This is a genomic window from Allobosea sp. GW821-FHT03A12, from assembly GCF_058986765.1.
Genome location: NZ_JBYSVZ010000007.1, coordinates 317,752 through 332,254 on the forward strand (window position 1 = coordinate 317,752; position 14,503 = coordinate 332,254).

15 protein-coding genes are annotated in these 14,503 nt (G+C 67.5%); 3 read left to right on the forward strand and 12 right to left on the reverse strand.

What is annotated here, in order from left to right; translation table 11 throughout:
• From AC3WLC_RS26815 to AC3WLC_RS26860, 10 genes are all read right to left on the reverse strand, one after another.
• A complete protein-coding gene (locus AC3WLC_RS26815; protein ID WP_493686942.1) occupies window positions 1-864 on the reverse strand; it encodes an NAD(P)H-binding protein in 864 nt (287 codons plus the stop codon).
• A gap of 47 nt (window positions 865-911) precedes the next feature.
• Window positions 912-2,225 (reverse strand): GGDEF domain-containing protein, encoded by a 1,314-nt coding sequence (locus AC3WLC_RS26820; RefSeq protein WP_493686943.1) that lies wholly within the window; start codon window positions 2,223-2,225, stop codon window positions 912-914.
• Between the two features lie 111 nt (window positions 2,226-2,336).
• Window positions 2,337-2,981, reverse strand: coding sequence for a class II aldolase/adducin family protein (locus AC3WLC_RS26825; RefSeq protein ID WP_493686944.1), 645 nt, complete (start codon window positions 2,979-2,981; stop codon window positions 2,337-2,339).
• Entirely contained in the window at window positions 2,978-4,087 is a 1,110-nt protein-coding gene (mtnA, locus tag AC3WLC_RS26830; protein ID WP_493686945.1) for an S-methyl-5-thioribose-1-phosphate isomerase, read from the reverse strand. Before mtnA ends, AC3WLC_RS26825 begins: the two co-directional genes overlap by 4 nt.
• A gap of 4 nt (window positions 4,088-4,091) precedes the next feature.
• The gene (locus AC3WLC_RS26835; protein ID WP_493686946.1) at window positions 4,092-4,637 is read right to left on the reverse strand and encodes an adenine phosphoribosyltransferase; all 546 of its coding nucleotides are present in this window, start codon (window positions 4,635-4,637) and stop codon (window positions 4,092-4,094) included.
• 225 nt (window positions 4,638-4,862) lie between these two features.
• Entirely contained in the window at window positions 4,863-5,744 is an 882-nt protein-coding gene (locus AC3WLC_RS26840) for an S-methyl-5'-thioadenosine phosphorylase (protein ID WP_493686947.1), read from the reverse strand.
• A gap of 362 nt (window positions 5,745-6,106) precedes the next feature.
• A complete protein-coding gene (locus tag AC3WLC_RS26845; RefSeq protein ID WP_493686948.1) occupies window positions 6,107-6,985 on the reverse strand; it encodes a cytochrome c1 in 879 nt (292 codons plus the stop codon).
• An 8-nt stretch (window positions 6,986-6,993) separates the two neighbouring features.
• Complete coding sequence (locus tag AC3WLC_RS26850) at window positions 6,994-8,265, reverse strand: cytochrome b (RefSeq protein ID WP_346359813.1); 1,272 nt, start codon at window positions 8,263-8,265, stop codon at window positions 6,994-6,996.
• 53 nt (window positions 8,266-8,318) lie between these two features.
• A complete protein-coding gene (petA, locus tag AC3WLC_RS26855) occupies window positions 8,319-8,870 on the reverse strand; it encodes a ubiquinol-cytochrome c reductase iron-sulfur subunit (protein WP_493686949.1) in 552 nt (183 codons plus the stop codon).
• Window positions 8,871-9,060: 190 nt separating this feature from the next.
• Window positions 9,061-10,926 (reverse strand): ABC transporter ATP-binding protein, encoded by a 1,866-nt coding sequence (locus AC3WLC_RS26860; RefSeq protein ID WP_493686950.1) that lies wholly within the window; start codon window positions 10,924-10,926, stop codon window positions 9,061-9,063.
• A 134-nt stretch (window positions 10,927-11,060) separates the two neighbouring features.
• Here AC3WLC_RS26860 and AC3WLC_RS26865 point away from each other — a divergent pair, with 134 nt between their 5' ends.
• From AC3WLC_RS26865 to AC3WLC_RS26875, 3 genes are read left to right on the forward strand one after another with little or no spacing between them, the layout of a single operon-like run.
• Window positions 11,061-11,534 (forward strand): tRNA (cytidine(34)-2'-O)-methyltransferase, encoded by a 474-nt coding sequence (locus tag AC3WLC_RS26865; protein ID WP_493687155.1) that lies wholly within the window; start codon window positions 11,061-11,063, stop codon window positions 11,532-11,534.
• 14 nt (window positions 11,535-11,548) lie between these two features.
• Window positions 11,549-12,472: an oxygen-dependent coproporphyrinogen oxidase gene (gene hemF / locus AC3WLC_RS26870; protein ID WP_493686951.1), complete on the forward strand. Its 924-nt coding sequence runs from the start codon at window positions 11,549-11,551 to the stop codon at window positions 12,470-12,472.
• A gap of 32 nt (window positions 12,473-12,504) precedes the next feature.
• Window positions 12,505-12,933, forward strand: a complete 429-nt coding sequence (locus AC3WLC_RS26875; RefSeq protein WP_493686952.1) for a GNAT family N-acetyltransferase — start codon at window positions 12,505-12,507, stop codon at window positions 12,931-12,933.
• A gap of 27 nt (window positions 12,934-12,960) precedes the next feature.
• Here AC3WLC_RS26875 and AC3WLC_RS26880 read toward each other — a convergent pair whose 3' ends face one another.
• Together AC3WLC_RS26880 and AC3WLC_RS26885 are read right to left on the reverse strand one after the other, a co-directional pair.
• Entirely contained in the window at window positions 12,961-14,190 is a 1,230-nt protein-coding gene (locus AC3WLC_RS26880) for a CCA tRNA nucleotidyltransferase (protein ID WP_493686953.1), read from the reverse strand.
• On the reverse strand, window positions 14,187-14,459 hold the full coding sequence (locus AC3WLC_RS26885; RefSeq protein WP_493686954.1) for a DUF6111 family protein: 273 nt from the start codon (window positions 14,457-14,459) through the stop codon (window positions 14,187-14,189). Before AC3WLC_RS26885 ends, AC3WLC_RS26880 begins: the two co-directional genes overlap by 4 nt.
• Window positions 14,460-14,503 lie beyond the last annotated feature (44 nt).

Here is a 14,503-nt window from a genome sequence, read left to right on the forward strand (position 1 = left end):
TCATGCCGTCGTCACGTACGCCGCGCGGCGCAGGAAATCCCGGAAGCTCTCCGGCGCGCGGCCCGTAAGGGCGACAAAGTCGTCGGAGACCCGGCTGTAGCGGCCCTCGGCGATCGACGCGCACAGAGTGGAGAAAGCAGCAGGCCAGGGATCGTCGAGCTGCTCCGATGCCAAGGCTCGGTATTCGTCCATGGTGCAGGGACGGTAGCTGACCTGCCTCGCTATCGTTTCGCCATAGCAGGCCGCCATCTCGCCGAAATCCAGTGCCGGGCTTCCCGTGAGCGTGCGGATACCGGGAGATTTGTCCGGGCTGGCTGCGACCACCGCGATCGCCGCCGCGACGTCATCGCGTGAGATAGGTGCGACGCGGCCATCCCCTGCGGGCAGCGCCAGTTCTCCCGACACCTGGCTGGCAGAAAGCCAGTGGTCGAGGATGAACTCGCAATACAGGCCGCATCGGAGGATGGTCGTCGGCACGCCGCAAGCCGCAAGGCGGCGCTCCGCATCGCGATAGACAGGCGCGAAGTAGAATGGCGAGCGGTCATCGACATCGATGATGCTGGTGAAAATGATATGCCTCGCGCCAGCCGTCGCAGCTGCCTCGATGGCATTGGCATGGTGGCGCATGACCGTATCCGCGTCGCCGTCGCTCGATATGAGGATGATGTCATCGATGCCAGCGAAGGCGCGTCTCAGGGCGGAGACATCATCGTAGTCGGCAACGCGCAGCGCGATTCCAGGCGGCAGCTGTTCCGCAGCGGTTCGAGGGTCCCGAACCATCGCGACCACATCGTGTCCGGCCGCCGCCAACCTGCGAACGACCGCACCGCCCACATGCCCGGTGGCTCCCGTGACCAGGATCATAGGCGGCTCCAAGCCTCCGCGGATCGCGCAGCTTGGCTTGCGCCGCTCTATCCGGCAATGCGCCGGGAAACCGCTGCCGCCGGCAGGCTCGCCAGCTCGATGCGGTCGCGGCCATTGCGCTTGGCGGCGTAGAGCGCCTCGTCGGCATTCGCATGGAGGCTGGTGCCGTCCAGCGGCCCCTTCCCCGCGCACAGGCCGATCGAGACGGTCACGCCCGTCAGCTCGTCATGCAGCAGACGCCACGGCACGCGCCGCAAGGCACGGCGGATCATGGCCGCGGCATCATGGGCGGCGTCGAGGGCGGTATCGCCGAGGAGGACGCCGAATTCCTCGCCGCCGATCCGTGCCACCAGCGCCGAGGCCGATGTGACCTGGGCCGCGATGACCTCGGCGATCGCCTTGAGGCAGGCGTCCCCGACGAGATGGCCAAAGCGGTCGTTGATCGTCTTGAAGTGGTCGACGTCGATCATCATCAGCGCCAGCGGCTCCGGCCGCGCGGCGGCATCGGCGAGCCGCGTGACGAAGCGGCGGCGATTGGCGAGGCCGGTCAGGCCATCGGTCTCCGCCAGCTCCGCCAACGCCGCATTGGCCCGGCGCAGCGCCTCCTGCGCTTCCAGCAGCTCCATCTGCTGGCGCTTGGCGATGGTGATGTCGGCATGGGTGAAGAAGCTGACACCGCCCTTGCTATGCCGCGCGATCAGTCGGAGCCAGCGCTGGCCCGGCAATTCGATCTCGAAAGGCACGCCGTCATAGCGCAGCCCGTTGCTGATCGCCGCGCGCCAGGCGCCCATGGGCGAGGCGCCGCGCCAGCACCAGGCGATGATCTCGTCCAGGGTGCGGCCGACCACAGAGGTGCCGCTGGGCAGGTCGTAAAGCCGCCGGAATGCGTTGTTGGCGGCGATCACCCGCTGCTTCGCGTCGAGGATCGTGGCGCCGTCGGGGATGAAACGCAGCGCGTCCATGACCGGCAACACCAATTCTGGGGCTGCCTCGGACGGAGTCTCGACATCGAGCGTCTGCCAAAGCCGCACGCGGCCGCCATCCGGGGCCCGCAGCGAGGAAGCGCGCAGCTTGCGGCCGTTGTGGATGAATTCGAAGGGCTGCGTCTGGTTCTCGTGGCGCGTCACGCCTTCGGCGACATGCCGGGCGATCTCCGGCATCTCCTCGGGCGAGAGGCGAAGCCGATAGAACCGCTCGAGATTGTCGGCATAGGGCTCGCCGACATAGATCTCGCCGACGTCCTCGGGGAAGATCTGCAGGAAGGTCTGGTTCCAGCAGAGGGCCCGCATCTCGCCATCGTATTCGCAAACGCCGATACCGAGGGCGTCAAGCGAGTCGAGCAGATAGCGCGAGAGCTTCATCCGGCTCTCAATAGAGGAGAGCCGTTAACAACCGATGAGATCGGTTCCTCAGAGTCAACCGGCCGAAAACGAGTGCAGAAATGCCGGTGCTCTCTCGGCCAGTCACCAGGATCAGCCGACCTTCCCGTATCCTGCGAATTTCGCCGAGACGCGTTCCATCTCGGCCTCGTCGAGAATCACCGGCTCAAGGCCGGCGGCCAGCAGGTCGAGATACTCGCCGGCGAGATTCTCGACCTCGGCGACGATGGTATGCGCCCCCGCAAGCGTCGCACCGAGTGCGATCACGCCATGATTGGCGAGCAGCACCGCCTTGCGTCCGACCAGCGCCCTGACCGCATTCTCCGCCAGCTCCGGCGAGCCGAAGGTGGCATAGTCGGCGCAGCGCACATCAGAGCCGCCGCAGAGCGCGATCATGTAGTGAAAGGCCGGGATGCCGCGCCGTGCGCAGGACAGTGCCGTGGCGCGCGGCGAATGCGTGTGGACGATCGCCTGCGCATCCGGCCGCGCCTTGTAGATCGCGACATGGAACGGCCATTCCGAGGATGGCTTGCGGCTGCCGCTCAGGACGGTTCCGTCGAGGGCGAGATAGATCAGGTCCTCCGGCTTCGTCCGCGCATAGGGCAGCCCCGACGGCGTGATCAGGAACCCGTCGCCGAAGCGGGCCGAGACATTGCCGGATTTCGACGGGCAGAAGCCGGCCTTGTCGATCGCCTGCGCGACCGAGACGATCTCCTCGCGCAATGTCTGCTCGCTCATGCCGCCACACCACTGGTCATCTCGGGAAAGAGGCTCGCCAGCCCCTCGAGGCTCGCCGGCGCGATACCGCGCTCGGTGATCAGCCCGGTGACGAGCCTCGCCGGCGTGACGTCGAAGGCCGGGTTGCAGGCCGGGCTGCCGGGCGCCGCAACCTGGAAGAAGCCGGTGCTGCCATCCTCGCTCTGGCCGAAGAGATGCGTGACCTCGCGCTGGCTGCGCTCCTCGATCGGGATGTCCTTTAGCCCGCCGTTGAGCGTCCAGTCGATCGTCGGCGAGGGCAGCGCCACATAGAACGGCACGCCGTTGTCCCTGGCCGCCAGCGCCTTGAGATAGGTGCCGATCTTGTTGGCGACGTCGCCGGTCGCAGTCGTCCGGTCGGTGCCGACGATCACCATGTCGACCTGGCCATGCTGCATCAGATGCCCGCCGGCATTGTCGACGATCACCGCATGCGGCACGCCATGGCTGCCGAGCTCATAGGCGGTCAGCGCCGCGCCCTGGTTGCGCGGCCGCGTCTCGTCGACCCAGACATGGACGGGAATGCCGGCGTCATGCGCCAGATAGATCGGCGCCAGCGCCGTGCCCCAGTCGACGGTGGCGAGCCAGCCGGCATTGCAATGGGTCAGGATATGGACCGGCTCGCCCGCTAGCTTCTTTGCCGCGATCTCGCGGATCACCTTGAGCCCGTGCTCGCCGATGGCATGGCAGAGCGCGACATCCTCGTCGCAGATCGCGCCCGCCTCGGCATAGGCCGCGGCGACCCGTCCGGCTTGCGGCAGGTCGAGCAGGCGCCTGCGCATCCTTGCCAGCGCCCAGTGCAGGTTGACCGCCGTCGGCCGCGTCGCGCCAAGCAGGGCAAGCGCCTGCTCCAGCGCCGCATCGGAGGCATCGACCCGCAGCGCCAGCGCGACGCCATAGGCGGCGGTCGCACCGATCAGCGGGGCGCCGCGCACGGTCATATGGCGGATCGCATGCGCCGCTTCTTCGGCGGTCGACAGCCGCACCGTCTCGAAATGGAAGGGCAGCCGCGTCTGGTCGATGACACGGACACCCCAGCCGTCTTCGTCGAGCCAGATGGTGCGGTAGTGCCGTCCGTGGATCTTCATGGCCTCAATGCCCCGCAAAGGAGACCAGCGTACGCACCGGCACGCCGAGCCGCCTGATCTTGTCGGCGCCGCCGAGGTCCGGCAGGTCGATGATGAAGCAGGCCGCGACGACCTCGGCCCCGAGCGAGGAGAGCAACTTCACCGCCGCTTCCGCTGTGCCGCCGGTCGCGACGAGGTCGTCGACCAGGAGGACGCGCTCGCCGCGCGAGACCGCATCCTTGTGCACCTCGATCTCGTCGTCGCCATATTCGAGCGAATAGGGCATGCCGACCGTCTCATGCGGCAGCTTGCCCTTCTTGCGCACCGGCACGAAGCCGGCCGAGAGCTGATGCGCCACGGCGCCGCCGAGGATGAAGCCGCGCGCCTCGATGCCGGCGATCTTGGCGATCTTCAGCCCGGCGAAAGGCTGCACCAATTCATCCACGGCACGACGGAAGGCACGAGCATCGCCGAGCAGCGTGGTGATGTCGCGGAACTGGATTCCCGGCGCCGGATAATCGGGGATCGTCCGGATCGCATTCTTCAGATCGTCGAGCGCGCTGCGGTCCATGACAAAACGTCCGTTGGCTGGGGCGGTCTCTCTTAGAACCAATCCCGCAGTGATGAAATCTCCTCGGCGTCATTCCGGGGCGGCGCAACGCGCCGAGCTCGAAACCCATGACCGCGCCCTTTCCGTCATTGCGAGGAGCGGAGCGACGAAGCAATCCAGGGGGGACACAGAGCGCTGCCGCCCCTGGATTGCTTCGCTGCGCTCGCAATGACGGATTCGCCGGCGTCAGCCCTGCGCCTTCAGCACCCGCCCTGCCACCGCGTCGAGCTTGGCCAGGAGCTTGGGGTCGCGGTGTTCCGGCGCGGTGACGACGGCGAAGTCCAGCGCATTGTGCGAGCCGGCCGGGCAGTCCTCGCGCTCGCGCGGGAAATCGGCGGCGAGCCGCGCCACCAGCCGGCGTGCCTTGTCGGCATTGGCGTGCAGCACCGCGATCACGGAGGCGACATCGACCGCGCCGTGCTCCTCGTGCCAGCAATCATAGTCGGTCACCATCGCGACGGTGGCGTAGGTGATCTCGGCCTCGCGGGCGAGCTTGGCCTCCGGCATCGCGGTCATGCCGATCAGGTCGTAGCCAAGGCCCTTGTAAGTCAGCGATTCCGCCAGGGTCGAGAATTGCGGGCCTTCCATGGTGACGAGCGTGCCGCCCTTGACGAAGGGCAGATCCTCGACCGTTGCCGCCGCCGCGATCCGCTCCTGCAGGGCCGGGCCGACCGGATGCGCCACCGAGACATGGGCGACGCAGCCCTTGCCGAAGAAGGAGCTGGCGCGGCCGGCGGTACGGTCGACGAACTGGTCGACCAGCACGAACAGGCCGGGATAGAGCTCGGCCTTATAGGAGCCACAGGCCGAGAGCGAGACGAGGTCGGTCACCCCTGCCCGCTTCAGCACGTCGATATTGGCGCGGTAGTTGATCTCCGAGGGGGGGATCGAATGGCCGCGGCCATGGCGCGGCAGGAAGACGATCTTCGTCTGCCCCATCCGCCCGATCCGGAGCACGTCGGACGGCTCGCCCCAGGGACTCTCGATCCGCTCCTCGCGCAGATCGGTCAGGCCCGGCAGGTCGTAGATGCCGGAGCCGCCGATGATGCCCAGAACCGCTTCAGCCATGCCTCAGTCTCCGATGATTGCCGGATAAGGATCGAGATTCGTGACAGCCGTAACACGGCGGCACGCGCAGTCGAATGTGGTCGTCATTCCGGGGCGTCGCGGAGCGGCGAGCCCGGAACCCATGAACGCGACCACGCCGATGCTCACTCCGTCATTGCGAGCATAAGCGAAGCAATCCAGGGGCGGCAGAGCTCCACGCCCCCTGGATTGCTTCGTCGCTGACGCTCCTCGCAATGACGGGACGTGTCGTGTTCATGGGTTCCGGGCTCAGGCCTTTGGCCTGCCCCGGAATGACGGGAGCGGCTCCATGCCCAAACGAAAAAGGGCCCCGTCTCCGGGGCCCTTTCCAACTCAGGTCTCGCTCAGTGCGCCGAAGCGTGGTCGGGCAGGCGCGCCCAGATCTTCTTCTTGGTGAAGTAGAGCAGACCGGCGAAGAGCGCGAGGAAGATCATCACCTGGAAGCCCAGGCGCTTGCGCGCCTCGAGATGCGGCTCCGCCATCCAGACCATGAAGGCGGCGACGTCCTTGGCGTACTGCTCGACCGTCTCCGGCACCGGCGACTTGCCGTCCGGCCCCTTCGGGTACTCGACCTGGCCGTCGCTCAGCGGCTTCGGCATCGCGATCAGGTGGCCGGGCATGAAGTGGTTGTAGTTCTGGCCCGGCAGCAGCGTCACGCCGGCCGGCGGATCGGCGTAGCCGGTCAGGAGCGCGACGATATAGTCCGGCCCCTGCTCCTGGTACTGGGTGAAGATGTCGAAGACGAACTTCGGGAAGCCGCGCTCATAAGTGCGCGCCTTGGCGAGCATGTCGATCGGCGGCGGGTAGGCGCCGCCATTGGCGGCGCGGGCCGCCTGCTCGTTCGCGAACGGCGCCGGGAAGGCGTCGGCCGCGCGGCCGGGACGCTCGAACATCTCGCCCGAATCGTTCGGGCCGTCCTTGATGTTGGTGTAGCTCGCCGCCAGCGCCGCGACCTGCGAGGGCGTGAAGCCGGGGCCGCCCGGCTCCGCCAGGTTGCGGAAGCGGATCAGGCTCATCGCGTGGCAGTTGGCGCAGACTTCCTTGGCGACCTTGAAGCCGCGCTGCAGCTGCGCCCGGTCGAACTTGCCGAACGGGCCGGAGAACGACCAGCTCTGCGCCGGCGGCTTCGGCGCGCCTTCGGCGGCCAGGACCGGCGAGGCGACGGCAAGCGCAAGGCCGGTGACGAGGCCAGCGAGCGACAGGCGGAGGGACATCTTGCTCATGGTCTCGTTCAGCCCTTGGCCTGCGGTTCCGAAGCGGTGGCGTGGCCGAGGCGTGCGCCCGAGCCGCCGAGCACCGAGTCGGCGATGGAGGTCGGCAGCGGGGCCGGCCGTTCGAAGATGCCGATCAGCGCCAGCGCCAGGAAGAAGCCGAAATACAGCACCGTCAGGATACGCGAGATCGTGACATAGGGCTCGTCGGCGGGCATGGCGCCGAGATAGCCGAGGCCGATGCAGACCAGGACGAACATCCAGAAGAACTGGCGCGCGATCGGCCGGTAGGTCATCGACTTGACCTTGGAGGTATCGATCCAGGGCAGGAAGGCGAGGATCACGATGGCGCCGCCCATGGCGAGCACGCCGCCGAGCTTGTCGGGGATGGCGCGCAGGATCGCGTAGAAGGGCAGGAAGTACCATTCCGGAACGATGTGGGCCGGCGTCGAAGCCGGGTTCGCCGGGATGTAGTTGTCGGCGTGGCCCATGAAGTTCGGCTGGTAGAAGACGAACCAGGCGAAGACCAGCATGAAGCAGACCATGCCGAACAGGTCCTTGATGGTCGCATAGGGCGTGAAGGGCACGGTGTCCTTCTTGACGTCCTTCACCTCGACGCCCGACGGGTTGTTCTGGCCGACATGGTGCAGCGCCCAGATGTGCAGGACGACGACGCCCGCGATCATGAAGGGCAGCAGGAAGTGCAGCGAGAAGAAGCGGTTCAGCGTCGGGTTGTCGACCGAATAGCCGCCCCACAGGAAGGTCACGATCGTCTCGCCGATCACCGGCAGCGCCGAGAACAGGTTGGTGATGACGGTCGCGCCCCAGAAGGACATCTGGCCCCAGGGCAGGACGTAGCCCATGAAGGCGGTGGCCATCATCAGCAGGAAGATGATGACGCCGAGGATCCACAGCACCTCGCGCGGCGCCTTGTACGAGCCGTAGTACAGGCCGCGGAAGATGTGGATGTAGACCGCCACGAAGAACATCGAGGCGCCGTTGGAGTGCAGGTAGCGCAGCAGCCAGCCGAAGTTCACGTCGCGCATGATGTGCTCGACGGAGTTGAACGCCATCGTCGCATGCGGCGTGTAGTGCATCGCCAGGATCACGCCGGTGATGATCTGCGCCACCAGCATGAACACGAGGATGCCGCCGAAGGTCCACAGCAGGTTGAGGTTGCGCGGCACCGGGTAGGACACCGCCGAATCATGCATCAGCCGCACGATCGGCAGGCGCGCATCGAGCCAGCGCTCGATCCCCGTCTTCGGTTGGTAGGTGCTGTGACCGCTCATGCTCGCCTCAAGCTCTCTCAATTCCGCTCGATGCCGTCCTCGCCTTTGGAGGCTCAGCCGATCTTGATCTTGGTGTCGGTGGTGAACGCGTAGGGCGGCACCGGCAGGTTCAGCGGCGCGGGGCCCTTGCGGATGCGGCCGGAGGAATCGTAGTGCGAGCCGTGGCAGGGGCAGAACCAGCCGTCGAACTCGCCCCGCGGCTCGCCGGGAGCGGTGCCGAGCGGCACGCAGCCGAGGTGGGTGCAGTTGCCGTAGACGACGAGGAAGCGCTCGTGGCCGGCCTTGGTGCGCTGCTGGTCGGTCTGCGGATCGCGCAGCGTCGCGACGTCGACGGCGAGCGCCTCGTCGATCTCCTTCTTGGTGCGGTTGCGCACGAAGATCAGCTTGCCGCGCCAGAACAGCTTGATCGCCTGGCCTTCCGCGATCGGGGTCAGGTCGAGATCGATCGGGGCGCCGGCGGCGACGACCTGCGCGTCAGGCGCCAGCTGGCCGATCAGCGGCACGAGCAGCGCGCCGGTGCCGACCGCAGCGAAGGCGCCGGTGGTCAGCATCAAGAAATCGCGGCGGGTGGGTTCGGTGCCTGTCGTATCGGTCGCGTGCGCCACGATCCAGTTCCCTGCTCGGCTGCCGGCCAGGCCGGCTTAAACAAATCAAGCGCCCTCACAGGGGCGCGGGCGCAGAACCGCCTTTCGGCGGCATGTCGCCTGCGCGCTCTTTGGCATGCAGTTTTGACGAAGTCTACTGTCGCACGTGCCGCAGCCCACTGCATCGCAGCAATGCCGCCGTGCAGTTTGCTCAGGCCGGAATCCGCTCGCTGTCGGCGAGCGCCAGGAAGCCGCCGGACTGCCGGGCCCATAGGCGGGCATAGAGCCCGCCGCGCCGCACCAGCTCGTCATGGCTGCCCATGTCGACGATCCGGCCCTTGTCGAGCACGATCAGCCGGTCGAGCGCGGCGATGGTCGAAAGCCGGTGCGCGATCGCGATTACAGTCTTTCCTTCCATCAATGTGGAAAGCTGTGCCTGGATCTCGGCCTCCACCTCCGAATCGAGCGCCGAGGTCGCCTCGTCCAGGATCAGGATCGGCGCGTCCTTGAGCAGGACACGGGCGATGGCGATGCGCTGGCGCTGGCCGCCGGAGAGCTTCACGCCACGCTCGCCGACACGCGAATCGAAGCCCTGGCGCCCGTCCTGGTCGCTGAGGCCGAGGACGAAGTCATGCGCCGCCGCCCGCTTGGCCGCGGCCGCGATCTCGTCCTGCGTCGCGCCGATCCGGCCATAGGCGATGTTGTCGCCGATCGAGCGGTGCAGCAGCGAATTGTCCTGCGTCACCATGCCGATCTGGCTGCGCAGCGATTCCTGCGTGACATGGGCGATGTCCTGCCCGTCGATCAGGATCCGGCCCGAATCGAGCGGGTACAGCCGCAGCAGCAGGTTGACCAGCGTCGACTTGCCGGCGCCGGACGGACCGACCAGCCCGATTTTCTCGCCCGGCTTGATCTCGAGATCGAGATTCTCGAACAGCCCCTGCGGCTTGCCGTAGTTGAAGCGGACGTGCTCGAAGCGCACCCCGCCCTGCCCGACCTTCAGCGGCACGGCGTCGGCTGCGTCCGGCAGGTCGTGCGGCTTGGCGATCGTCTCCATGCTTTCCTGCACCGAGCCGATGTTCTCGAAGATGCCGCGCACCAGATGGATCAGCCAGCCCGACATCTGGACGAGGCGCAGCACTAGGCCGATCGAGGCCGCGACCGCGCCCGGCGTCATCTCGCCTTGGCTCCACAGGTACAGGCAGAGCCAGGCCGTCGCCACGACCAGCAGGCTGTTCATCGTCTGCAGGATGACGCTGACGCCGGTAATCAGCCGCGACAGGTTGAGGAAGGAGGCGTTCCAGCGCGTCAACGAGTCGCGCACGGCCGAGCGCTCGGCATCGGCACGGGCGAAGAGCTTCACCGTCAGGATGTTGGTATAGGAATCGACGATGCGCCCGGTCGTGCTCGAGCGGCCAAGCGAATTCGCCTCCGAGCGCTTCTTGGCTCGCGGCACGAAATAGATCAGCAGCGCGACATAGGCCGCGAGCCAGGCGATCACCGGCATGGCGAGCCAGACGCTGGTCGAACCGAAGAAGCCGATCGCAACCGAGGCGAAGATCAGCGCGTACCACAGGTCGTCGATCACCTCGATCGTCGCGCCGCGGATCGCCTGCCCGGCCTGGATCACCCGCGACGAGAGCCGGCCGGCGAAGTCGTTCTGGAAATAGGAGAGCGCGTGGCCGAGCGTATAGACATGGTTGCGCCAGCGGATCTGGTTGGTGATCTGCGGCACCACCACCTGGTCGACGATGGCGTGGTTGGCGAAATAGATCAGCGGCCGCGCCACGGTGACCACGAGCGCCGCGCCGATCAGCAGCCAGCCATGCTCGCTGAAGACCTGCTCGGGCGAGTTCTTGGTCAGGAGGTCGACGAACCAGCCGACCATCAGGTACATCGCCGCCTCGATGCCGGAGAAGCCGAGGCCGGTCAGCATGATCAGGGCCATCCAGCCCTTCACGTCCTTGATGTGGTGCCACATGAAGCGGAACACGCCGGTCGGCGGCGTCTGCCGCTCGTCGAATGGCGCGAAGACGTCGATGCGGCTTTCAAGGAAACGGAAGAGCGGGGCGAACATGGAGTTAGGGTGGCCCTCCTCGGGCAGCTGGCGATGACGATGCTTCGCTATATGGGTCCACTGCCAAATGAAGGCCAGAGCATGGCCGAGCTGGCGCTTGACCTGTGCCCTGCGCGGGCAGCATGACGCTCGCCATGCTGCGCCTCGCCCTCTACCAGCCTGACATCCCGCAGAACGCCGGCACCATGATCCGCCTGGCGGCCTGCCTCGGCATCACCGTCGATATCGTCGAGCCGGCGGCCTTCGACGTCTCCGACCGGAATTTCCGCCGCTCCGGCATGGACTATATCGAGCGGGCCGCGGTGACGCGCCATGATTCCTTCCGCGCCTTCGAGGCCTGGCGGCGCGAGGCGGGCCATCGCCTCGTCCTGGCCGAGACCGACGGCGCCTGCGCCCATACCGACTTCGCCTTCCAGCCCGGCGACATCGTCATGGTCGGGCGCGAGTCGGCCGGCGTGCCGCCGGAGGTCTATGCTGCCGCCGAGGCCAGCGTGCACATTCCGATGCGCCGCGATTTGCGCTCGCTCAATGTCGCCATGGCCGCAGCGATGGTAGTGGGCGAGGCGCTGCGTCAGCTCGGTGCCTATCTCGCGCCGACCGACGCCTGAGAATGAGATCGCATATGACCGGACAAGCCACCGAATCTGTCGCCTTCGATCCCGCTGTCGTCGAGGCCCTGAAGCCGCGCGCCGCCGCCTGGTTCGAGAGCCTGCGCGACCGGATCTGCGCCGCCTTCGAACAGATCGAGGACGAGGCTGCCGGCCCGTTCCCGCCCGAGACCGACAAGCCCGGCCGCTTCGTGCGCACGCCCTGGCAGCGCAGCAACCATGACGGCGCGCCCGGTGGCGGCGGCGTGATGGCGCTGATGTCGGGTCGTGTCTTCGAGAAGGTCGGCGTCCACGTCTCGACCGTGCATGGCAGCTTCGCCCCGGAATTCGCCGCCCAGATTCCGGGCGCGGCGGAAGACCCGCGCTTCCATGCGACGGGCATCTCGCTGATCGCCCATCCCTGGAATCCGCACGCGCCGACCGTGCACATGAACACCCGCTTCGTCGTGACGACCAAGCCCTGGTTCGGCGGCGGCGCCGACCTGACCCCGGTGCTCGACCGTCGGCGCCGCCAGGACGATCCCGATGCGCAGACCTTCCATGCCGCGATGCGCGCGCCCTGCGAGGCCCATGCCGGCGTCGCCGATTATGATCGCTTCAAGGCCTGGTGCGACGAGTACTTCCACCTGAAGCATCGCAACGAGCCGCGCGGCATCGGCGGCATCTTCTACGACTATGTCTGGACCGGCGATCCGGAGGCCGACCTCGCCTTCACCAGGGCGGTGGGCGAAGCCTTCCTCGACATCTACCCGCGCATCCTGCGCGGCAATCTGGCGACACCCTGGAGCGAGGCCGAGCGCCATGAGCAGCAGGTCCGGCGCGGCCGCTATGTCGAGTTCAATCTGCTCTACGACCGCGGCACCATCTTCGGCCTGAAGACCGGCGGCAACGTCGCCTCGATCCTGTCCTCGATGCCGCCGACGGTGCGCTGGCCGTGAAGCCATGGGTCCGCATGCGGCGCGAGCTGGCGATGCCTGTCCAGGCGCCGGCCTGGCCTGCGGGATATCGCCTCGCGCCGTTCGCGATCGCCGACCTGCCGGCGCTTCATGACTTGCTGACCCTTGGCTACAGCCTCGGCGGCGGCAGCGTCCCTCCGTTCGAGGATTGGCGAGCCGCCCTCCTGGCCGACAGCGCGTTCGACCCGGCCCTGGTCTTCATCGTCCGCGACGCCCGCGATGCCGTCGCCGCGATCTGCCTTTGCTGGAGCTCGGCCTTCATCAAGGACCTTGTGGTCCACCCCTCAGCAAGGCGGCTGGGTCTCGCAGAGGCGCTTCTCCGGCAAGCCTTCCTCACCTTCGCCGCCCGCGGCGCCGATGCCGTCGATCTCAAGGTCGAGATCGACAATCCGACTGGTGCAAGGCGGCTTTACGAGCGTGTGGGGATGAGGGAGGTCGCGTGAGCGCAGAGCTGTTCGCCGATCTGCCGGTCAGCCATTTGCTCCCGCAGCGGCCTCGCCCAGCATCCGCATCTGCAAATCGCGTTCGGCGGGGCAGCCCGCCTCTATCCAAGCCTCCCGCGCCGCCTCGAGCACCTGCCCGACCTTCGGACCGGCACTGACACCGAGCCCCAGCACATCCCTGCCGGTCGGCAGGAAGGGCGGCGTCCGCGCCAGCTCGGCGATCAGCGCTTGAACATCGGCAGATCGACCGTCTGTTCCCAGCAGCACCAGCGCTCCCGCGACCGCGTCGGCTCCGAGGCCGTGAGCCAGGCGGCGCAGGCGCGCGATCCCCGGCAGAGCGCTCTTGCCCGACAGCGCCTCCAGCGCTTCGGCGATGCTTGAAACCCGCTCGAACTCTGCATTCGACAGCCGCAGCCGCTCGCGAAGCCGGAACGCATCCTCGCTGACAGCAATTGCAAGCGCCGCCAGCCGGAAGGCCGGATAGACGCCCTCCCCCGGCTCATCGGCGATCGCAGCGAAGCGCGAGAGGCGGGGTACGCCGCCGATCACCGGCATCAGCAGGCCAGCGCCTGCCATGACCTGCAGGGTCTCGGCCGAGCGCGGCGCCGCAAGCAGCTTGCGCAGCTCGGTCCAGACCCGCTCGCGCGACAGTCCCTCCAGGCCCGCCCGCCCGGCGATACAGGCATCGAGCGCTGCCCGGTCCGGCTCGCCGACGCCGTAGCGGGCATGGAAGCGGAAGAAGCGCAGGATCCGCAGATAGTCCTCGGCGATCCGCTCGCCCGCCACGCCGATGAAGCGCACCCGTCGCACCGCAAGATCGGCGAGCCCGTCGGCATAGTCGTGCAGCACGCCCGCCGCATCGAGCCCGAGCGCGTTGATGGTGAAATCCCGGCGCAGCGCATCCTCGCGGAAGTCGCGGCCGAAGGCGACGACGGCGTGGCGGCCATCGGTCTCGACATCGCGCCGCAGCGTCGTCACCTCGAAGGGCGCTCGCTCGATCACGACGGTGACCGTGCCGTGCTCGACGCCGGTCGGCACCGCCTTGAAGCCGGCGGCGCGTGCCCGCCGCGTCGTCTCGTTCGGCAAGCAGGTCGTGGCGACGTCGATATCGGCGACGGGCTCACCCAGCAGCGCATTGCGCACGGCGCCGCCGACGATGCGGGCTTCTTCCCCGTCCCGATTCAACGCGGCGAGCAGCGCGGCGACATCGGCACGCGCCAGCAACCCGGCGAGGCGTTCGCGCTCGACGCCCGTCATCGCTTCGGCCGGTCGTCGAACTCGCCGGGGACCAGTCTGCCGTTTTCGACATGCGGCGGCACGAACGGCCCGGTATGCCGCGGCGCGACCAGGCCGGCATAGACGAAGGAGCCGATCCCCAGCACAATCCCGGTCACCGACAGCCAGAACAGATGGCGGCTCCAATGCTCGACATCGAACGGATTGCGCCGCCGGATCACGAGATAGCCCGCGAACAGGCAGAACGGCAGGACGAAGAGCAGGAACTCTTCCGTCAGCGAGCGCAGCATTCGGCGTAACCTCTCCAGAGCCGGATCCAATCAGATTGGCTCAA

Coding starts and splice junctions, on each gene's coding strand:
- AC3WLC_RS26885 (WP_493686954.1), bottom strand. CDS start 14,459: ATGCTGCGCTCGCTGACGGAAGAGTTCCTGCTCTTCGTCCTGCCGTTC.
- AC3WLC_RS26880 (WP_493686953.1), bottom strand. CDS start 14,190: ATGACGGGCGTCGAGCGCGAACGCCTCGCCGGGTTGCTGGCGCGTGCC.
- AC3WLC_RS26835 (WP_493686946.1), bottom strand. CDS start 4,637: ATGGACCGCAGCGCGCTCGACGATCTGAAGAATGCGATCCGGACGATC.
- AC3WLC_RS26815 (WP_493686942.1), bottom strand. CDS start 864: ATGATCCTGGTCACGGGAGCCACCGGGCATGTGGGCGGTGCGGTCGTT.
- AC3WLC_RS26825 (WP_493686944.1), bottom strand. CDS start 2,981: ATGAGCGAGCAGACATTGCGCGAGGAGATCGTCTCGGTCGCGCAGGCG.
- AC3WLC_RS26875 (WP_493686952.1), top strand. CDS start 12,505: ATGCCTGTCCAGGCGCCGGCCTGGCCTGCGGGATATCGCCTCGCGCCG.
- AC3WLC_RS26820 (WP_493686943.1), bottom strand. CDS start 2,225: ATGAAGCTCTCGCGCTATCTGCTCGACTCGCTTGACGCCCTCGGTATC.
- AC3WLC_RS26850 (WP_346359813.1), bottom strand. CDS start 8,265: ATGAGCGGTCACAGCACCTACCAACCGAAGACGGGGATCGAGCGCTGG.
- AC3WLC_RS26860 (WP_493686950.1), bottom strand. CDS start 10,926: ATGTTCGCCCCGCTCTTCCGTTTCCTTGAAAGCCGCATCGACGTCTTC.
- hemF (WP_493686951.1), top strand. CDS start 11,549: ATGACCGGACAAGCCACCGAATCTGTCGCCTTCGATCCCGCTGTCGTC.
- AC3WLC_RS26845 (WP_493686948.1), bottom strand. CDS start 6,985: ATGAGCAAGATGTCCCTCCGCCTGTCGCTCGCTGGCCTCGTCACCGGC.
- AC3WLC_RS26840 (WP_493686947.1), bottom strand. CDS start 5,744: ATGGCTGAAGCGGTTCTGGGCATCATCGGCGGCTCCGGCATCTACGAC.
- AC3WLC_RS26865 (WP_493687155.1), top strand. CDS start 11,061: ATGCTGCGCCTCGCCCTCTACCAGCCTGACATCCCGCAGAACGCCGGC.
- mtnA (WP_493686945.1), bottom strand. CDS start 4,087: ATGAAGATCCACGGACGGCACTACCGCACCATCTGGCTCGACGAAGAC.